This window comes from Mesorhizobium sp. M0898 (genome assembly GCF_040319695.1).
Lineage (GTDB): Bacteria > Pseudomonadota > Alphaproteobacteria > Rhizobiales > Rhizobiaceae > Mesorhizobium.
Genome location: NZ_JAMYOE010000038.1, coordinates 1 through 19,852 on the forward strand (window position 1 = coordinate 1; position 19,852 = coordinate 19,852).

Below are 19,852 nucleotides of genomic sequence, written 5' to 3' on the forward strand. Positions count from 1 at the left end.
TCGCTCCTTCGCTCAACTGCCTCTCCAAAGAATCCTTTCTCAGCCTAAACTCAACCCCAAAATCGCCATATGCGATTCCCCTGCCTTCAAGGGGGAGATCGGCAGCTTCAATAGCCGCGCCCTTCTTGCAGCGTCGGAGATTAGCGAAGGCCGCGATGAGGGCCAATCTCCCTCCTTGAGGGGGAGATGGCCGGCAGGCCAGAGGGGGGCGCTGTCCCGCCAGCGATCAAAACTACCCTTCCCGCTCGCTCATATCCCGGAGCCATCCACCAGCGGCACATCTTCGCCCTCCCAGGGGCTAGGCATCGATCCCTTGCTGAGATTGGCCGACGGCAGCGGCATCCAGCACTTCAGTTCGGGTTCGGCATATTCGACGATGCGTCCTGGAGACGAGTCGGAGGCGCGCCAGCCTTCGCTGCCGAACTGATCGGCGCGGGCCCAGTAAGCCATGTCGACCTCGGCCGGACCCTGTTCGGACGGCCGAACCGTGACAAGGATTCTGCTGCCGTCCCTTGGCGCGCTCGACATGTGGCGCCACTGACCGGGCTCGTCCATTGCATTTCCTCCTGCGATCTTCGCCTCGAACGGATAGTCGCTTCGCGTTCGGAAGCGGTCAACCCGAACTTTTTTGCCTGAGACAAAACCCCTGTCCCGTCGTCGCGGAACAAGTCATGGCACGCCGGGTTTGGGCAAGTTGTTGAAGGAAGCAAAATGAGACCAGCGCCGCGACCGATCCTTACCATTATTGCATGGCAGGCCGCGTCTTTCGTTCGCAACCCGGTCCCGTCGCAATGAGGCAGGCCGGTTCCGATCATTCCATCCCACCGAAGGAGGGCAAAGGCGGCATAGGACGAGCGCTCGGCCTCGGACTGATAACAGGGGCGGCCGACGACGATTGTTCCGCAATAGGCACCTATGCCAGTGCCGGCGCCCGTTTCGGACCCGACCTGCTCTGGACGGCTCCGGTGACGTTGCCGATGATGTACGCGGTCGTCTACCTGTCGTCGAAGCTCGGCCAGGTGTCGGGGCGCGGATTGTTCCACGTCATCAAGGACTTCTACCCGCGGTGGCTGCTCTGGTCGGTGCTGTTGGGTGTGCTCGTCGGCAACACCATCGAGGCAGCGGCAGATCTTGGTGGAATGGCGGCGGCGATCAACATATTCGTGCCGCTTCCCATTCCGCTGATCGTGCTGTTCGTCGCCGCCCTCATCTTCGCCCTCCAGGTCTTCGGCTCCTATACTTTGATTCGCAACATCTTTCGCTGGCTGGCGTTGGCGCTGCTCGCCTATGTCGGTGCCGCCATTCTGGCCAAACCGAACGCCGCGGCGGTGCTGCGCGGGACGTTGCTCCCCAGGATCGAATTCAATCGCGAGTTCCTGTCGATCCTGGTCGCCATCATCGGCACGACGCTGTCCGCCTATCTCTATACGTGGCAGTCCAATGAGGAGGTGGAGGAGGAGATTGCCCAGGGGCGCACAACGCTCAGCCAAAGGAAGGGCGCTACCGACAGCGAACTCCGCCGCTCGCGCCGGGACATCCTCATCGGCATGATGTTTTCAAATCTCATCATGTATTTCATCATCCTGTCGACGGGGGCGACGCTCTACAAGGCGGGGCATCACGATATCGACACGGCCGCGCAAGCGGCGGAGGCGCTGCGGCCGCTCGCCGGCCAGGCCGCAAGCGTTCTGTTCGCCGCAGGTGTGATCGGCGTCGGTTTCCTAGCGGTTCCTGTCATGACCACCGGCGCTGCCTATGACGTGGCACAAGCCATCGGCTGGAAAAACAGCCTGCACGCCCGGGCTCGAGAGGCGCCCAAATTTTACCTCGCCATCGGATTTTTTACGGCGATCGCCGCTGGCCTGAACTTTCTCGGCTTCAATCCGATGAAGGCGCTGGTCTGGTCCGGCATCGTTCAAGGCTTCTCGACACCGCCCTTGCTGCTGCTCATCATGCTGATGACGAACAGCCGCAGGATCATGGGCGATCAGGTTAACAGCCGCAGCACCAACATACTCGGCTGGGCAACGACCGTCGCCATCTTCTCGGCGACGATCGGCCTGGTGGCAACCTGGTTCATGTAAATCCGGCAGGACAAGGGACGCCGCCAGTTGGACTACCCGTTCCCGCTTGCGGATTGCCCCAGCTTTGCCGGCCTTGGAAACTCCACAACATCTCCCACCGGCCGCTTGTATTGCGCTGCGACAATTGCATCGATCAGGAGATCCAGAGCCGCACGAGCCGTGCGGCTCGTCTCGTCCTCGCCGCTCAAATAGTGGCAGGCTCGTTCAAGGTGCAGGTGTGCGGCGGCAAAGTCGCTTGTCATAGGCATCTCCCTGTTGCCCGCCCGCCGGCAAGATGACCGCCTCGATTTAGCTAAAAGCAAATATCCACAGCCGGATTTGAATCAAATTGGCCTGACTCACTGCATGCCGCGGAGCCACTCCAGCGCCGTGGCCTGTGCCTCGCTTGCATCCTCCCCGAGGACCGCTAGGCCGTCGAGGATCGTGGTATCGGGACATAGTTCCTCGACGTCGCGCCGGGAGCGTCCGAGGGCGACTTGCCTTATATGTCCGGCCGGCTTCATGCGCTCTGTCCGACGCGCTGCGCCATCGCGGCTGAAGGCGCTGTGGCGGGTTTTCAGCGCGCTGCGGCGCATTGAATGAACCAATTGTGGGCGATGTGCCGCAAACTCCGTTCGCGCAATGCGCTACTTTTGAAATTTTCTCACTCTCTTAATTCTACAAACTCTCTAGATTTAACATAGATCGCTAGACCCAAGATCTTAAAATAGAGCGCTTGAGAGGGAGCCAGGAATGTCGAAAAAGCTCGTGGTGGGGCTGTCGGGCAATTTGACCCGGCCCTCGAAGACCAAGGCGTTCGTCAGCCACATTGTCGGGCAGGCCGCCGAAAGCATCGGCGCGGCCTCGGCCGTCTTCGATATCGAGGATCTCGGCGCTTCCCTGCCGCAGGCAAGGCGCCTCGGCGACCTCGACCCGGCGGCGCGCAACATTGTCGAACGGCTGCTGGGCGCCGACATCCTGGTGGCCGGCTCGCCGACTTTCAAAGGCAGCTATACCGGGCTTTTCAAGCATTTCTTCGACCTGCTCGATCCGTCGTCGCTGAGGGGCAAGCCCGTCATTCTCGCCGCGACCGGCGGCGGCGAGCGCCATTCGCTGATCGTCGAGCACCAGTTGCGGCCGCTGTTCGGCTTCTTCGAGGCGCTGACCGTGCCGACCGCGATCTACGCCTCCGACAAGGATTTTGCCAATGGCGTGCTGGTGTCGGAAGCCATCCACGCCCGCGCCCGGCAGGCGGTCGCCGAGGCATGCCGTGTAACCGGGGTGCCCTACGGCGTCGGCCTTGCCGCCTGAACGCACCACTGACCCGAGATCCCCTCTCCGATCCGTCCAGGAGCACGCCGCGATGACCAGATCCACCAAATCCAGGCAAATCAAACTGGGCGCTTTCCTGCCCGGCGGCGGACAGCATATCGCCGCCTGGCGCCACCCCGAGGCGCCGGCCGACGGCGCCACCAATTTCGAGTTCCACAAGCAGCTCGCCCTGACCGCCGAGCGCGGCCTGTTCGATGCCTATTTCCTCGCCGACAATCTGACGGTCGGGCTCGGCGCCCGCGAAGGCGGCAATGCCAAGATCGCCGGCTTCGAGCCAGTGACGCTGTTTGCAGCGCTGGCGCCGCTCACCACGCATCTCGGCTTCATCGCTACCGCCTCGACCACCTACGAGGAGCCCTACACGCTCGCCCGCAAATTCGCCTCGCTCGATCATCTGTCGAATGGCCGCGCCGGCTGGAACGTCGTCACCTCGGCCGGCGACGAAACCGCGCGCAACTTCAATCGCGAGACGCAGCCTGCCCACGCCGAGCGCTATGCCCGCGCGCATGAGCACGTCGAGACGGTCAAGGCCCTGTGGGACAGCTGGGAGGACGATGCCTTCATCCGCGACAAGAAATCGGGGCGCTTCTACGACAAGGACAAGCTCCACGACATCGACCACAAGGGAGCGCATTTCAGCGTGAAAGGGCCGCTCAACGTGCCGCGCCCGGTGCAGGGGCACCCGGTCGTGGTGCAGGCGGGGCAATCGGAAGACGGTCGCAAGCTCGCCGCCCACTCGGCGGAAGTCATCTTCACCGCCCATCAGAACCTGGCGTCGGCGCAGGAATTCTATCGCGATATCAAGGCGCGCGTGGCGGCCGTCGGCCGCGATCCCGAGCAGGTGCTGATCATGCCGGGCGTGGCACCCTTCGTCGGCCGCACCGAAGAAGAAGCGCGCGCCAAGTACCAGCAGCTGAACGATCTCATCCTGCCCGAAGACGGCGTCGCCCTGCTCAACGGGCTGGCCGGCCAGACGCTCGACATCACCGGCTATCCGCTCGATGGACCGCTGCCGCCGAGCAAGGAGACCGAAGGCATGAAGAGCCGCCAGGCGCTGATCCGCCAGATTGCCGACGAGCACAACTTCACCATCCGACAGCTTTACCAATGGGTGGCAACGGCCCGCGGCCATTATACCGTCATCGGCAGCGCCACGCAGGTCGCCGATCAGCTGGAGGAATGGTTCGGCAACGAAGCCGCCGACGGCTTCAACATCCTGCCGCCCTGGCTGCCCGGCGGGCTCGACGACTTCGTCGAGCTGGTGATCCCCGAACTGCAGCGCCGCGGCCTGTTCCGCACCGCCTATGAAGGCAGGACCCTGCGCGAGAACCTCGGCCTCAGGCGGCCGGAAAACCCCTGGACCGCCGCCCGCTCGGCGGTGCTGGCCGCCGAATAATCCCGAGAAGCCCGATATTTTCCAAGCAGGAGGCAACACGATGACCTTGCAGCACATCGAACAGGCCGCCAGCCTCGGCACGCCTGACAGCACGACAAGCCTCGGCACGGATTTCCTGCGCCTCGGTGGCCGGGCGGGCATCCGCTTCCTGTCGCGCTACGGCGTCCTCATCGCTTTCCTCGCAATCTGGCAAGTGTCGAGCAGCGCGGGCTGGGTCAACGCGGCCGTGCTGCCGCCGATCGACATGATTGTCGCGGCACTTTGGAAGGGGCTGGTCGGCGGCACTCTGCTCGGCGACATCGCCATCAGCCTGCAGCGCGCCGGTCTCGCTTTCGCGGCCGCCGTGCTGGTCGCCATCCCACTTGGCCTGTTCATGGGTCAGGTGCGCACGGTCGAAACCGCGCTCGATCCCATCCTGCAGGTTTTCCGCCAGACCTCGGCGCTGGCGCTCTATCCCGTATTTATCCTGCTGCTTGGGCTCGGCGAGGCCTCCAAGGTGTTCGTCATCTTCTGGGCGACGCTGTTCCCGTTGCTGCTCAACACCATCGGCGGCGTCAAGCAGGTCGATCCGAAACTGCTGGAGATGGCCCGCGTCTATGGTGCCAGGCAGCTCACCGTCTTCCGCCGCGTCGTGCTGCCCGGCGCCGTGCCGTCGATCTTCGTCGGACTGAGGCTCAGCGCCACCACGGCGCTGCTGCTGTTGATCGCTTCCGAAATGATCGGCGCAAACAAGGGCATCGGCTTCCAGGTGATGAACGCGCAATACAATTTCCAGATCCCGCTGATGTTTGCGGCAATCGTCATCCTCGCCGGCCTCGGCCTGATTGCAAACCAGGCGCTGGTCAGCCTGCAGCGCCGGCTCTGCCGCTGGAGCAATGCCGTCGACTGACCACCCGCCCTTACCAATCTCAACCAGGCCAGAACTCAAATCAGGAAAGACCCGGACCATGAAAATCTCCCGCCGTTCCCTGCTTGCCGGCGCGCCCTTCGCCGCCGGCCTTCTCGCCGCGGGCCTGCCGCGCTTCGCCTTTGCCGAAGCGGAACCAGTGAAGTTCCGCTCCCTCGCCAGCCGTGGCAGCATCTCTCCGCATGAGCTGGCCGGCGAGCTCGGCTATTTCAAAGGCCTCGGTATCGAGGTCGAGAATGTCGGCTATTCCGGCGGCGGCCCGGAATCATTGTTTGCGCTGGCCTCCGGCAGCGTCGATATCGGCTCGGCTGCAACCGCAGCCGTGATCAACTCGATCTCCGGCGGCAACGACTTCGTCGCCGCCTATCCGAGCAACGGCATCAATAGCAAGGTGCGTAGCGTCTTCTACGTGCTGGACGACAGCCCGATCAAATCGATCGCCGACATCGCCGGCAAGACCATCGCCGTCAACACGCTCGGCGCCCATCTCGACTACACCGTGCGCGAGGCGCTGCACAGCGTCGGCCTGCCGCCGGATGCTGCCAATCTCGTCGTCGTGCCCGGACCGCAGCTCGAACAGACCTTGCGCTCCCGTCAGGTCGACATCGCGGCGCTCGGCTACTGGCAGGCGACGTTTGCCGGCGCCCTCGTGGACAACGGCGGCGTGCGTGGCGTGTTCAACGACACCGACGTGCTGGGCGAGCTGGCCGGCGGCTTCGTCGTGCTCAGGCGCGACTTCATCGCCGCGCATCCGGACGCCGCCCGCAACTTCGTCGAACAATCGGCGCGCGCCTCCGACTGGTCGCTGCAGAACCCCGACGAAGCGCGCAAGGTGCTCGCCACAATCCTCGACAAGCGCGGCGAAAACGGCGAACTGGCGCGTTACTGGACCGGCTTCGGCCTGCGCCAGGGGGCCAAGGCGACGGACCGCGACATCGACTTCTGGGTCAGCGTGCTCGAGCGCGACGGCCGCCTGCCAAAGGGCAAGCTGAAGGCAACAGACATCCTCTACCGGCCGGGCGAAACCAAGACCAACTGACAAAGGCAACCGACCAACCAGTTGGGAGACGCGCGCGATGAGCAGCACAAGCGGCGGTCAGGTCAGCATACGCGACCTGTCCAAATCGTTCAGCATCAGTGGGCGCTCGCTCGCCGTTCTGAGGACCCTCAATCTCGACATCCGCTCGGGCGAATGCCTTGTCATCGTCGGCGCCAGCGGATCGGGCAAGACCACGCTGCTGCGCATCCTTGCCGGGCTGGAGGCCGCCGACAGCGGCGGCGTCGCCATCGACGGCAAGCCGGTGCACGGCGTCGGTGCCGAACGTGCGGTGATCTTCCAGGAACCGCGCCTGCTGCCCTGGTTGACCGTGCTCGGCAATGTCGCCTTCGGTCTCGAAGTGCGCGGCGTGCCAAAGGCCGAGGCCGAGGAACGGGCGCGCTTCTATATCGCGCTCGTCGGCCTCGCCGAATTCAGCGATGCCTTTCCCCGGCAGCTGTCGGGCGGCATGGCGCAGCGCGTCGGCATCGCCCGCGCCTTGACCGTGCAGCCCGAAATCCTGCTGCTCGACGAGCCGCTGGGCGCGCTCGATGCGATGACCAAGATCGGCATGCAGGAGGAACTGGCGCGCATCTGGAGCGAGGAGAACGTCACCATGGTGATGGTGACGCACGACCTCGAGGAAGCAATCTACCTCGCCGACCGGGTGCTGATCCTGCCCAAGGAGAAAGGCGGCGCGGCGCGGCTGATCGACATCGACCTGCCCCGCCCGCGCGAGCGCAGCGAAAGCCGCTTCGTGCGCTACCGCGAGGAATTGCTGCGCGAATTCGGCCTGCACTGAAAGCCGCCTAAGGAGCCTTGGTCCCTCGCCCCCAAAAGGGGTTGTGGGGGCGCGGCGCCGCCGAGACGGAGAGAGGGGTCCTCCTTTAAGTGCCCTGCCCCCACCCTCTTCCTGGAACCGGATTCCCCGCCCCCGCATTTCCTTAACCGGGAGGCGAAGGAGCGCGGCATGAAAGCCTTATTCGCAATCTTCGGCGGCTTCGTGCTGACGCTCGCCGTATTCGCCAGCGGCCTCGCCTTCGCCACCTGGCTTCTAATAGCCAAGCCGGTACGGCCGGCCGCCCCGGTCTCCAGCGTCGCCGAACTGTGGGCCAAGGACCCGCGACCGGTGAACCCGGCCTCGCAGCGCCTCGAGCGCCTCCCGGCCCGCCCGGTCCCCGTTCGCACCTCGGAAGTCGATCGCACCTCGAAACCCACCGATGCCGCCGCAGCGTCGACAGCCGACATTACCGCGACCGGCTCTATCCAGCCACCAGCGGAAGAGCAGCAGACGCTGCCCGCCGCCCACGTGGAATGGTGCGCCAGCCGCTACCGCTCCTACAGGCCGGACGACAACCACTACACATCCTACAGCGGACAACAGCGCCCCTGCATCTCGCCCTATCTCGGCGCCGCCGATGACGGCAGCTATTTCGAGGCGAGCGATACGTCGTCGGTGGAGGGCTACGCGCCATCGGATGAATCCGGCGCCGCCGAGCTCTCATTCGACCACGTGCAATACTGCTTCAGCCGCTACCGGTCATATCGACCGGAGGACAACAGCTATCAGCCGTATTCGGGCGGGCCGCGCAGGCAGTGCGAGTAGGCAGGCCGTGGGGTGGCTGGCGGCCGCAGTGCATGGCGCCTTGTGCGACCCCACCCAACGATCACGCAGATTTCTTGGATCGTTCGGGTTGGCGCGGCGTTCATCCGATACCCAAAGGAGAAATCAACATGGGCGACGACCGGGAAGACAAGATTCGTGAGCGCGCATACCAGATCTGGGTACGCGAAGGCGGGATCCATGGCGATCCCGAGCGGCACTGGCACCGGGCCGAGGCCGAGATCGACAGGGAGGCGGCCCTGCCACTGACGGCAGGCGATGCCCTGCCGGAAACCCGCGAGGTCGCGAGCTCCGACGTTTTGACGGTGGAGGCCCTGGCGGTGCGCACCGGCATATCGGGCGAACAGGCGCAGGAGCTGATCGACAGGCTGGGAAACGACAGGGCGGCTATCGAACAAGCCGCGCGCAACCTTAAGGGGAAGCAGCGGCTCGGGGAGTGACAGATGATCAGAAAACTCAAAGACGGAAAATACCGCCTCTATTCGCGCAAGAAGGACGAAAAGACCGGCAAGCGCCGCAATCTCGGCACCTTCGATACCCGCGAGGCCGCCGAAAAGCACGAACGTGAGGTGCAGTATTTCAAGAGGCATTGAGGCGGCGTGCTGTCGCTTCGGTGCCTCCATTAGTTGATATTGAACAAAACGGGAACAAAAATGTCAAGAGCGAATTGACTCTGCGAGGAATGCCTTCCTATTTGTCAGCAGGCGGGGCGGTTGCTCACAAATCGAGGAGAGCCGCGATGGGCAGACGAAAAAGCCGGTTCGACAGGCTGTCGGCGAGGGATGCGGAGGCGATCAGGGACACTTTGAGCCTGCGCAAGACGGTGCTGTCGTCGCAACTGCATCTGAAGGCGCATGGCGAGCTGTTCTGGCAGCTTTGCGGGCTTGTCGAGAAATTGCACGAGGTGCTGGCCAGCGTCGCGGAGAAGGAGCCCGATTACCGGATGGCGGAGCTTGGCCTGCTTCCGCTGCCCGAGGATTACTCGACCCGGAATTGAGCCATGGCCGGGCCGATGGACAGCGTTGGGCGTGCCGCCAAGGCCAACATGCTGCTCATCGTGGAGTGCGGCCATTGCTACCATGTCGGACGCTTCAGGGCGAATGACGTGGCCCAGGTGGTGGGCTGGAGCAAGCCGCTGGAAGCGATCAGGTTCAGGTGCAAACGATGCAGCCGCAAGGACACGACGGTGAAGACGCAGTTCATCGACCAGGACCATCCGCCCAAGGGCTACATCTGGGTGCTGCAGAAATTCAAGCGCTAAAACAACGAGCCTTGCGCCGGCGCCTGCTGCGGAAACTTGATCTGTGTCGCCGGCTTGTCGACGATCACCAGCGCATCATCGGGCGCCGTGCGCTGCAGGTGCCTTGCCTCCGACCATGGCGCCGTCAGCCAGGTCTCGGTTTCTTTCGGCGTGGTCAGGATCACCGGCATTGCCTTTTCGTGGATCGGCGCGATCAGCGCGTTGGGCTGGGTCGTCATGAAGCCATAGACCTGGTGATCGGCGGGGCCGTCCTTGACCTTGCGAAGGCCATGCCAGCGCGTCCACAGGCCGGCAAAGAAGAACAGCGGGCGGTCCTCGCCGAGTGCAAACCAGTAGTTGCGCTGGATGCCGGTCTCGTGGTCCTTGTCGCCGGGCGTCGGGCTAGGCTCGGCGAAGCTGGTGACAGGCACCACGCAGCGGTTCTCGATGCCGAGATATTGCTGCCAGTGGCCATATTGCGGATTGCGGATATTGGTGGTGCCATAGTCGGCCTTGCCCTTGACCCGCTCCAGTGGCGTCGGCATGCCCCACAGCAGATTGGCCAATTCGCGTTCGCCGTCCGGCGTGTTGCGCACCACAGGGCCTGGCTGGTTGGGATAGGTGTCGATCGAGGGTTCGAGATTGCCGAGGATGTCGCGCAAGGCGCGGGTCCACTGGCGGATGGCCTCCTGGCTGGTCGTGATGTTGTAGAGATTGCACATTTCAGGCCATTCCCGGATGCTCAGGCATCTTGTTGGAAACGGCCTGGAATTTCCAGCGCTGTGCGTCGGGTTGCTGACACGGCAGGCCGTGTCAGCAATGGTTTGTGAGACTTACCGCGCCGATTGTCTCATAGCTTGTGCGGCGACTGCGGCGAGAAAAGCCCTCGCCGCGGCATCGCAGGCCGCTCGAGACGGGCCTTTGGCGAAAAGAAGAAGCTCGGCGGCTCGAATGTTGAGCCCGTGCTTCCTTGCGAATGTGGCTAGATCGTAAGGCTTGTTGTCGTAAGGTTCGTCGTCGTAGTCGATCGTCAGATCGTAGTTTTCTTTCATTTTCTTCCTCCCTTTAGCGATCTCCCCCCTCCTGTCGCTAACGCAAAATTAACGTCGATGGCGGCGGGCGAGTCCACCAATCAGAGATTGTGTAAAAAACGTACGAGCTCGCATGCTCACCCTCGCAACGGGGCTGCGAGCAATCGCTGCGGGCCGGACCGGTCGAAAGAGCCGATTATGATGGCAATGTTGGAAAGGCTGCCACGGCCTGGTGCTACAGGGGTGTCCGAGACGCCTAGCGTGCCTAAATGGCCGGCATTTTCATCTTCCAGGCCCCGGTCCGCAGCCGGCGCCGTTGGGTCCGGCTAAAGGATAAATCCGGCTAATAACACCGTGAGGAGCAGCGACAGCGGAACGGCCGCAAGACACCAGATCTCCAACGTGTTGTTTTGCAGCGGGTCCATCGTCAGCCTCACTTTTTGGTTTGTCATTGTGACACTAACGGTTGGTCGGAGGTAGCGGTTCCAAGCGACGCCGTTCATAGAGCGCTGCCTGTGCTGCATATTAGCAACAGCTTGACGACCGCTGCGTACCGCTTGGACAACTTCACTGGCGCTGGTGGATGCGTATTCCGCAGGACTGCAAGCGCCCTCGGCATCAGTCGTGCGGGGACAGATCGCCGCCCATGATCAGCGCCGAGCCGGTCATGCTCCGGGACCCGATGGCTGCATCTATCTCCGGCCGAAGTTTCGCTACCACCGAGCCGATCCGATGTTCACTCCAGCCAGCGATGCGCGTTTACAGGGACCTAAGTCTGACCTGCCTGCGCAATGGTCTTGTGTACGGCCGGCGTCGGGAACAACTGCGCCCGTCTTCAGTTGAAGGCGTCACCTCCTCGAGGAGACATCGGCGCAGAATCAGTCCCTTCATGCGCTGATTAGGGTCCGCCTGCCATTGCTGGATTTGGCAGGCGGACCCTTGGTTCTGTACGCTCCAGATGAAAAGCGGGTAAGCTCGGGATCACTCATCATCCCAGAAACCCCGTAGAGACGTATGGCGGAGGTCTTCCTCGCCCCTGAGATGCTTGACCCGGCTTGACATCCGAGACGACCTCCCAGCGCGCGCACGCAGCGGGTCGCCCTCAGCCTTCCAGCGCCTCGTGCTGGTAAAGCTCGTCCATGCTGAGCGTCGCAAGCGCGGCGAACGGCGCCTGCTTTTTCACACGGCCGTGGCTCAGGATCACGACGTCGTCGCAGAACGAGATGGTGCTGCGATGATGGCTGATGACGATGGTAGTGCGGCGGCCGGCCCGCGACTTGAGCGTCTCGACGATTGCCGCTTCCGACAGGCCGTCCACCGCATTGGTGGCTTCGTCCAGGATCAGGATATCGGGATCGCGCACCAGCGCTCTGGCCAGCGCGATCCGCTGTCGCTGTCCCGCCGAGAGATTGACGCCGCGGTAGCCGACGACCGTCCAGTAACCCTGCGGCAGTTGCTCGATGAAGCCATGCGCTTCGGCCAGTTTTGCCGCGCGCTCGGCGTCATCGGCCGAGGCCGCGTCCTGGCCGTAGATGATGTTGTCGAAAATCGTGCCGTCGACCAGCTCCAGCTCCTGGCTGGCAAGCGCGATGTGCTTTCGCCACTGGCCGGGGTCTATGCGGTCCAGCGGCGATCCATCGACGAGGATCCTGCCGCTATCCGGTTCGACGAAGCGGCACAAAAGGTTGACGATCGTCGTCTTGCCGGCGCCCGACCGGCCGATCAGCGCGGTCGAGCGGCCGCTACGGATATCGAAACTCGCCGCATGCAGCACCACCGCGCGCTGCTCCGAGCCGGAATAGGTAAAGGTGACGTCCTCGAACTTGATGCCTTGGCTGAGCCCGGGGAACGCTGCGCTGCCTTGCGGCGGCGCTGGCTTGTCGGATGGGTCCAGCATCCACGTCACCTCTTCCAGCGATCCGCTGAGGCCCTGCAGCTGGCTCCAGGCCATTTGCAACGATCGCATGTAGGGCTGCAGCCTGTAGAGCAGGATGACGAAGGCGACGATCAGCGGGAAGGAAACATTGGCGAACCAGGCGCCGATCACCACCGCCAGGAACAGCATGGCGTGCAGAACCTCGGTCAGCGGCGGCAAAGCTCCCTGGCGGGTTAAAAGCACGAACGCCGCCCGGCGCACCGCATCCGATGCCTGGTCGAATGCCGCCTTCTCGCGTTGCTCCTGGCCAAAAATGCGGATCAGCCGCCCGGCATGCACCAGATGCAGCATCTGCGATGCGAGCTGGCTGTTGCGGGAGGCGACGCTGCGGCTCGGCGCCTTCAGATTGGCCGACAGCACGGCGTGCGCGACCTGGACCAGCGCCAGGCCCAGCGTCACCAGCAGCGTCATCTGCCACGACAGGAGCAGCAGGAAGGCCAATAGGATGATTGCGGCCGATGCATTGACGATTGCCCCCAACGTGATCTGGATGGCATCCGAGGCCCGCCAGGATTCGTTGGAGATGATGTTGAGCAGCCGTCCCGGGCTTTGCTGCAGGAAGAATGGGTAGCCCACCCGCAGCAGCCGCTCCGACAGCGCGCTGCGGATCGAATGGCTTGCCTTGCCATAGATAAAGGTGGTCAGCAGCGTGTTGGCGAAAGCGAACAGGTTCTTCAGCACGATCGAGCCGAGGATGGCGACCGATATGACGATCAGCCGGTCGCGCTCGCTCAAGCTCGATCCGACATGCTGGAAGACGGCGGAAAAGCCAGCCATGCCGGTCTGCCCCTGTTGCCCCATGATTATGTTCAGCAACGGGATGATCAGGCCGATGCCGAAGCCTTCAAGCGCGGCGCTGAGCAGCCCGAGCACCACCACGGCCGGAAGCAGACGCAACTGTTTTTGCCCGAGCGCGCGGCGCAGCATCGGTAGGCTGGGCGGCATCAGTCGCATGATGGCGGATCACCTTGCCTCGGCATTTGCCTGTTGCTCCTGTCGCATTTCCGTCGTTTCGGGGGATTTCGCCAGCAAAAGCACCGCGAACTTGGCCGCGCCCAGCAAGTTCATGCCGATGATCGGCCAGTGCGACAGCTGGAGTTCACGGTCGAACAGCGGGCCTTTCCCCAATTCGCGCAAGGCCGCCCTCATCGACCAGTAGAAATGCCGAAGCAGCCACGGCGCGTTGCGGATATGCTTCAGGCAAAGCCCGCCATTGCCCATGCTGTAGTCGCGATGCAGCTTTTCGATGGCCTTGCGGTCGCGCCGGCCGTGATGGTGATAGATGGTCATGTCGGGCACGTATTCGACCGGAATCCCAAGCAGCACCGCCCGCACCAGATAGTCCGTATCCTCCGCCGATCGCAGCGGGCCGCCGGCGCCGAACCGTTCGTCGAACCGCCCGATACGGGCGGCGACATCGCGATGCATCGTCATGTTGCAGCCAAGCACGAAGCCGCCGGGATGGACATCCGGCGTAAGCCGCGCGCGCACCGGCGACCGCTTGATGGTGAACGGCAGGTCGCGGGGGTCGCCGATCTCGACGCGGCCGCCGCGGATGACCCGTTCGCCGGCCGCATAGTGCCGCTGCAGATCGCGCAAATAATCCTTGTGGACAGCGCAATCATCGTCGACGAAGACCAGCACGCGGCCCCGCGCCCGCTCCAGCCCGGCGTTGCGCGCGGCCGCTAATCCGGGTCGCGGCTCGCAAATGGCGGTGAACGGGATGTCCGACAGTTCGGCGATGCTGGCCAGCCGTTTGGCCGTGCTGTCGGTCGAGCCGTTGTCGACAACCACCAGCTCGGCGGCAAAGTCGGCATGGGCACGACACGCGGCCTGGATCGAGCTGATGCAGGGCTCGAGTACGGCGACACGGTCGCGTGTGCAGACAATGAAGCTGACCGCCGGCGCCGGTCCTTGCTGCGGCCGCGGCGACATGGCCGCCGGCACCGTCGAGCGGCCGCGCTGCTGGAGCTGGTGCGATTTGACGAACATGCGTTGCTAGCTCAACTGGTTCGAAGGCAAAACCGCCGCGGCCGGCACGGACTGCAGATACCGCGACAGGGCATCCACCTGCCTGGTGACCGACATCGAGGCGAGACTGAAGCGCGGCGCGAAGGCACCGGTCCGAAACACGTACTGCTCGCGCCGCCGGATGAGGTTCCATTTCGCCGTCCGCGTCAGGAATTCGTGCATCAGCAGCGGCTGCCTTTCCCCCGATATCAGCTGGTAGTGGAAATAGAACAGGTTCAGCGTGCCGGCCTGGTAACTCGGCCTCGTCTCGGCCGGCAGTGCCGAAATCCTTTCTTCCAGCGCAAGGATCCATTCGGCGGCACGGCGAACCGTGTCCATCGACAGGACCTCACCGATGTCGCGCAGGCCTTGCGTCTCTTGTGCGAGCCCTTCGCGCTCGAGGTTCTCGGCGACGATCTTCAAATGGGTCCTGCGCATTTCGCGCTTGTGCCTGTTGGTCACGCTGTCGTCATGGATACGATAGGCGATCAGGCTTTCGGGGATCATGGCCGCCGGGTAGCGGTCGGTCAGCCGCCTGAACAGGTCGAAATCCTCGGCATGCTTGTAGCTTTCGTCATAAAATAGAACGCTCTCTTCGATGACCTTCCTGTTGTAGACGACCGTGGAATGCATGAAGATCGTGAAGAACATCGACAGTATTCGCAGGATATTGTCCTGGAATATCGGATCGGGCGAACCCCGGACGATGCGGTTGCCGAGCAAGGTATCGAAACCCGCGCCGCATAGAGCCAGGTCAGGCTGCTGGTTGAACAGCGCGACCTGCCGCGACAGGCGCTGGGGATAGGCGATGTCGTCGGCGTCCATCCTGGCGACCAGATCGCCGCGCGCCACGGCCAGGCCTTCGTTCAAAGTTGCGATCAGGCCACGGTTTTCGCGTGAGATGATCGAGATGCGATTGTCGGCCTGGCGGTATTTCTGCAGGATCTGCAGCGAGTTGTCGGTCGAGCCGTCATCGATGGCGATGACCTCCAGACGCTCGTAATCCTGGCGCAGGACGCTGCCCAGCGCAGCGGCGAGATAAGGTCCCGCATTGTAGATCGGCAGCAGAACGGAAACCAAGGGAGCAGCAGCCATGATCAGCTCCGATCGGTTCGGTGCAGCTTGCGCGGCAAGGGTGACGTGCCACCATCAAGCGGCCTGCCCGGATATGCTCCGGCCGCGAGCCATCCGGCATTGCCCACGTCCATGCCTGCCGAGATGGCGCCTCGGCCTTTTCCAGCAACATAGGGGAAGTGGCGCTTGAGGCTGTTGAGCGGCTTTTCGAAAAGCAGCCACGAAACCGAAGCCAGCATGAGCGTCGCAGTTCCCGCGACCAGGAACCGCCCCGGCCCTTGCTCCGAGACGTTGAGCGGGATCCAGGGCTGCGACTTGACAACCAGAGCCAGCACTATGGGATGGTAGAGATAGACGCCGTAGCTTATGCGGCCAAGGCCAAGCAGCGGCGGCAGTTCGAGAAGTTTTCCGACGCGACCGCCAATGCCCGTTGAACAGCTTGCAACGATGACCACCAGAGGCGCGACAGGCAGGATCTGCAACAGCAGCCAGAGACCCCATTCCTGCACCGGATTTGCCGGCGCCGGCGCAAACCACTGCAGAACGAAAAACGCCGCGGCGAGCCCCGGCCAGCCAGCTCGAAGCCATTGCGGCAAGCCGGCTGTTCTTGACCGGTAGGCGGCGAGCAGCGCGCCTGACGCCAATGCATCCATCGACGCCGGCGGCAGCAGGTCGCGCGCCAAACCGGGCGTTCCCGCGATCGGCCAATAAAACCGGTAGGCCAGCGACAGCATGATCACGCCGATGCAGATCGCTTCGAGGCGCTGGCGCGGTGCCAGCAGGACGATCAGTGGCCAGGCGATATAGAACTGCTCCTCGATGCTCAGGCTCCAGAAATGGCAGAGCAGCCAGGGCGTCCATTCATTCTGCGCCGCGTACCAGAAATTCGACAGATAGAGGGCATGCCAGGCCAGCGATCCTCTGGACTGCTCCAGGTCCACCAGCCAGACGAAACCCAGCACGGCGAAATAGGGCGGGAATATTCGCAGCGCCCGCCTGATATAGAAGGATTTCAGCGCCGGTCCGGTTTCGAATTCGGCGGCCGCTCTGGCTTCCAGCAGCAGTCGCGTGATCAGAAAGCCGCTCAGCACGAAGAACAGGCGCACGCCGATATGGCCCCAGAACGAGGACCCTCCGGCCGCGAAGAAATGGGAGTACAGCACCATCGTCACGGCGATGGCCCTCAGCGCGTCCAATTGGGTGTCGCGCGCATTTCCCATTAGCGGCATACGCCGGAGGGACGGCGAAACTGCCAATCGGTCAATATAGCGGCGTCGTTCACGGCGCATTCCAATCGGAAGCGCCCCCCTTGCGCAGAATAGGACCACCATTGTGCAACGCAACACAAAAAGTTGACACATTTGAAACAGGAACGTGAGGCGCGACTAATAAAAGCCAAAAAACAGCAGGAAACAGCCTGAATTGTCCATTCTTGACGATTTTTTCGCACTGCCTTGGCCCGCCGATATCGGCGAGAGGGTGCTGCGATGCAGCATGTTCGCCGCCATCACGGGCGCAAGATCTGGGTCTGGACACAGATGCCCCGCCACAGGACCGGCCGGCAACCGACGCTCGGCGACCTTTTTGCTGCGCTGGCGCGGCTGCTGTTAGCGCGACAACAGTGGGAGCAAGCGCAAGCTTCCCGCCTTCGAGTTACGCCTCCTTGCTGGCATTCGCGAGCGCCACTGCGCGACGCTCCGGGAGCCCCAATCCGACGAGCGCGCCGGCGAGCGAGAGCAGAGCGGAGACGTCGATTGCCGAGGTGAAGCCATCGCTGAACGCGTCGGTGGACGAGAAGCTTCCAGTGCCGGCGAACACCGCACCGGCGATCGCGATCCCGGATACGCCGCCGAGAAAGCGGAATGTGTTGAACGTGCCGGCAGCCTTGCCGACCTCCGGCCGGGCGACCGCATTGAGAACCGCGTTCTGCGCGGCAGGCATGGCCATCGACACGCCGGCACCGGTAATGATCAGCGGGGCGACTAGCTGAACGTAGGGCAGATCAGGTGCGGCGATCTGCGCCAGCCAGGCCATGCCAGCCGCTTGCAGGATCAGTCCGGCCACCACAAGCCAGCGCTCGCCGACTCGGTTGATCAGGCTGCCGGCGATCGGTGCGACCACGAAAAGCGTGGCGGTCCAAGGCAGCAATCCCATGCCGGCGCCGAACGGCCCACGGCTCTGGGCAAACTGCAGAAACTGCGGCAACAGGAATACGAGGCCGTACATGGCGGCGCAAAGCAGGAAGTTCGCCCCTACGCCCGAGGAGAATGCGCGCGCCTGAAAGAACCGCAAAGGCAGCATGGGCTCACGGGCACGCAGCTGCCAAAGGACGAACGCGATGGCGAGAAGCAGCCCGGCCGTCAGCGCCGTCAGCACTTCAGAGCTGCTCCAGCCCACGATGTTGCCGCGCATCAGGCCCCAGACCACTCCGAATGCCGCCGCAGTTACCAGCACGACGCCGAGGACATCGATAACCGTGCCCGGCCCGTGACTCTCCGGAATCCGACGCAGCACCAGCGGGATGAGAACGATGCCGACCGGGACATTGAGCCAGAAGATCCAGTGCCAGGAGAGGCCTTCGGAAATCGCACCGCCCGCTATCGGGCCGATGATCAGGGCCAGGCCGGTGATGCTGCTGAAGATACCCAGCGCCTTGCCTCGTTCCTCCGGAGGAAAAGCGACGCTCAGCAGCGCCATGGCCAGCGGCATGACCATCGCGGCACCTGCGCCCTGGACCGCACGGGCCGCAATCAGCAATCCGGCATTGCCAGCGAGCGCGCACGCAACCGACGCTGCGACGAACAACGCCAATCCGGCAACGAGCGTACGGCGGCGGCCGAACCGGTCACCGAGCGCAGCCCCGGTCATGAGCAGGACGGCAAAACTCAAATTATAGGCGTTCATCGTCCATTGCAGCGTCTCCAGCGAGGCGTCGAGCTCGACGCGCATCGTGCTCAATGCCGTCGCCACGACCATCGCATCGAGAACGACCATCAAGGAGCCTATCGACGTGAGGGCGAGAACCCAGACCTTCGTTGATCCCGCACTTTGCTTGCTCATGACTATGGCGCCTCCGGCTTGAACAAAGGGCCCGCCAGGTTGACGGGCCCGTGATCCAGAGACGCGTAGGGAACATCAAAGGATTCCAGCAGGAGAAAGTTTTTTCGACCGAATCCTTTTGCCATCGTCGAGCGTCTATAAGACGCTGCGCCCGATGGCGGGCGCCTCTGCCTGGGAGATACGCATGAGATCGACCCTTGTGCGATGACCGGATCCGCAATCGGCACGCCAGAAGGACGGGAGCCATTCGACCGGCTGCTCGGCGAATTGCGGCCGAAACTGCACCGTTATTGCGCCCGCATGACCGGTTCGGTGATCGATGCCGAGGATGTCGTCCAGGAAGCTACGGTCAAGGCGCTCGAGGCGTTCCCCGGGACCGGGCCGATAGCCAATGTCGAGGGCTGGCTGTTTCGCATCGCGCACAATGCCGCGCTCGACCACCTACGCCGTCGTGCCAGGTTGGATGCCGCGCATGTCGTTGAGGATATCGATATGATCCCTGACCCCGGTATGTCGGCCGAGGGTCGACACACTGCAGCCGCAAGCCTGCAGACCTTCATGCGCCTGCCCGCGGCGCAGCGTAGCAGCGTCATCCTCATGGATGTGCTCGGCTATACGATCGAAGAGATCGGCAACATTATCGACAGCAGCGTTCCGGCGGTGAAAGCCGCACTGCATCGCGGCCGTCTGCGCCTGCGCCAGGTCGCCGGCGAGCCTGACGATCGGCCTGTGCCGGTGTTGGCCGAGCCCGAACGGGCGCGTCTGGCAGCCTATGTAGAGCGGTTCAACGCCCGCGACTTCGATGCGATCCGCGACATGCTGGCCGAGGACGTCCGGCTTGACCTCGTCAACCGGCTCCGGGCGAGTGGCCGCACGAAAGTGGGCCGGTACTTCCACAATTACGCGGGTATCCACGATTGGCGGCTGCTTCCAGGCCTGGTGGATCGGCAGCCAGCCATTCTTGTGATCGATCCGGACGACTCGGCCGGAGGGCTAAAATACTTTATCCTGCTGGAATGGGCCGGCGACAGATTGGCGAGAATTCGCGATTTCCGCTATGCGCGCTACACGCTTGACGGCGCCGAGGTGGTGCCTCTGCGGGCATAGCAATTCGCGTTTCATAATGCCGAACAAACACTGCCA

Annotated in this window: 20 protein-coding genes; 12 read left to right on the plus strand and 8 right to left on the minus strand. The window is 63.4% G+C overall.

From position 1 onward, the window contains the following. Positions 1-249: 249 nt before the first annotated feature. Positions 250-555 (minus strand): hypothetical protein, encoded by a 306-nt coding sequence (locus NKH90_RS27365; protein WP_023677305.1) that lies wholly within the window; start codon positions 553-555, stop codon positions 250-252. A gap of 236 nt (positions 556-791) precedes the next feature. Between NKH90_RS27365 and NKH90_RS27370 the strand changes: the two genes are divergently transcribed. From NKH90_RS27370 to NKH90_RS27420, 11 genes are all read left to right on the plus strand, one after another. Continuing rightward, entirely contained in the window at positions 792-2,084 is a 1,293-nt protein-coding gene (locus NKH90_RS27370; protein WP_352472192.1) for an Nramp family divalent metal transporter, read from the plus strand. A gap of 732 nt (positions 2,085-2,816) precedes the next feature. Next, positions 2,817-3,374: an FMN reductase gene (gene msuE / locus NKH90_RS27375; RefSeq protein ID WP_023677302.1), complete on the plus strand. Its 558-nt coding sequence runs from the start codon at positions 2,817-2,819 to the stop codon at positions 3,372-3,374. A gap of 52 nt (positions 3,375-3,426) precedes the next feature. Further along, a complete protein-coding gene (locus NKH90_RS27380; RefSeq protein ID WP_352472194.1) occupies positions 3,427-4,791 on the plus strand; it encodes an LLM class flavin-dependent oxidoreductase in 1,365 nt (454 codons plus the stop codon). A 40-nt stretch (positions 4,792-4,831) separates the two neighbouring features. After that, on the plus strand, positions 4,832-5,680 hold the full coding sequence (locus NKH90_RS27385; RefSeq protein ID WP_352472196.1) for an ABC transporter permease: 849 nt from the start codon (positions 4,832-4,834) through the stop codon (positions 5,678-5,680). Between the two features lie 58 nt (positions 5,681-5,738). After that, the gene (locus tag NKH90_RS27390) at positions 5,739-6,737 is read left to right on the plus strand and encodes an ABC transporter substrate-binding protein (protein WP_352472197.1); all 999 of its coding nucleotides are present in this window, start codon (positions 5,739-5,741) and stop codon (positions 6,735-6,737) included. 37 nt (positions 6,738-6,774) lie between these two features. Beyond that, positions 6,775-7,536, plus strand: a complete 762-nt coding sequence (locus NKH90_RS27395) for an ABC transporter ATP-binding protein (protein ID WP_352472198.1) — start codon at positions 6,775-6,777, stop codon at positions 7,534-7,536. A gap of 168 nt (positions 7,537-7,704) precedes the next feature. After that, entirely contained in the window at positions 7,705-8,340 is a 636-nt protein-coding gene (locus NKH90_RS27400) for a BA14K family protein (RefSeq protein ID WP_352473733.1), read from the plus strand. A gap of 128 nt (positions 8,341-8,468) precedes the next feature. After that, on the plus strand, positions 8,469-8,798 hold the full coding sequence (locus tag NKH90_RS27405; RefSeq protein ID WP_352473734.1) for a DUF2934 domain-containing protein: 330 nt from the start codon (positions 8,469-8,471) through the stop codon (positions 8,796-8,798). Positions 8,799-8,801: 3 nt separating this feature from the next. Further along, positions 8,802-8,951, plus strand: coding sequence for a hypothetical protein (locus tag NKH90_RS27410; protein WP_023677295.1), 150 nt, complete (start codon positions 8,802-8,804; stop codon positions 8,949-8,951). Between the two features lie 146 nt (positions 8,952-9,097). Then, positions 9,098-9,355, plus strand: a complete 258-nt coding sequence (locus NKH90_RS27415; protein WP_352473735.1) for a hypothetical protein — start codon at positions 9,098-9,100, stop codon at positions 9,353-9,355. 3 nt (positions 9,356-9,358) lie between these two features. After that, positions 9,359-9,619: a hypothetical protein gene (locus tag NKH90_RS27420; protein ID WP_352451464.1), complete on the plus strand. Its 261-nt coding sequence runs from the start codon at positions 9,359-9,361 to the stop codon at positions 9,617-9,619. Here NKH90_RS27420 and NKH90_RS27425 read toward each other — a convergent pair. From NKH90_RS27425 to NKH90_RS27455, 7 genes are all read right to left on the minus strand, one after another. Next, positions 9,616-10,320: an SOS response-associated peptidase gene (locus NKH90_RS27425; RefSeq protein ID WP_352473737.1), complete on the minus strand. Its 705-nt coding sequence runs from the start codon at positions 10,318-10,320 to the stop codon at positions 9,616-9,618. The two genes, NKH90_RS27420 and NKH90_RS27425, sit on opposite strands and share 4 nt — an antisense overlap. A 111-nt stretch (positions 10,321-10,431) precedes the next feature. After that, the gene (locus NKH90_RS27430) at positions 10,432-10,650 is read right to left on the minus strand and encodes a hypothetical protein (RefSeq protein ID WP_292659780.1); all 219 of its coding nucleotides are present in this window, start codon (positions 10,648-10,650) and stop codon (positions 10,432-10,434) included. A gap of 1,081 nt (positions 10,651-11,731) precedes the next feature. Continuing rightward, on the minus strand, positions 11,732-13,519 hold the full coding sequence (locus tag NKH90_RS27435) for an ABC transporter ATP-binding protein (RefSeq protein WP_502898640.1): 1,788 nt from the start codon (positions 13,517-13,519) through the stop codon (positions 11,732-11,734). A gap of 9 nt (positions 13,520-13,528) precedes the next feature. Continuing rightward, complete coding sequence (locus NKH90_RS27440; protein ID WP_502896437.1) at positions 13,529-14,557, minus strand: glycosyltransferase family 2 protein; 1,029 nt, start codon at positions 14,555-14,557, stop codon at positions 13,529-13,531. Between the two features lie 6 nt (positions 14,558-14,563). Beyond that, positions 14,564-15,670, minus strand: a complete 1,107-nt coding sequence (locus NKH90_RS27445; RefSeq protein ID WP_352473738.1) for a glycosyltransferase family 2 protein — start codon at positions 15,668-15,670, stop codon at positions 14,564-14,566. 2 nt (positions 15,671-15,672) lie between these two features. Then, positions 15,673-16,869: an acyltransferase family protein gene (locus tag NKH90_RS27450; protein WP_352473739.1), complete on the minus strand. Its 1,197-nt coding sequence runs from the start codon at positions 16,867-16,869 to the stop codon at positions 15,673-15,675. 433 nt (positions 16,870-17,302) lie between these two features. Further along, on the minus strand, positions 17,303-18,709 hold the full coding sequence (locus tag NKH90_RS27455; protein WP_352473740.1) for an MFS transporter: 1,407 nt from the start codon (positions 18,707-18,709) through the stop codon (positions 17,303-17,305). Positions 18,710-18,913: 204 nt separating this feature from the next. Here NKH90_RS27455 and NKH90_RS27460 point away from each other — a divergent pair, with 204 nt between their 5' ends. Continuing rightward, the gene (locus tag NKH90_RS27460) at positions 18,914-19,816 is read left to right on the plus strand and encodes a sigma-70 family RNA polymerase sigma factor (protein WP_352473741.1); all 903 of its coding nucleotides are present in this window, start codon (positions 18,914-18,916) and stop codon (positions 19,814-19,816) included. Positions 19,817-19,852 lie beyond the last annotated feature (36 nt).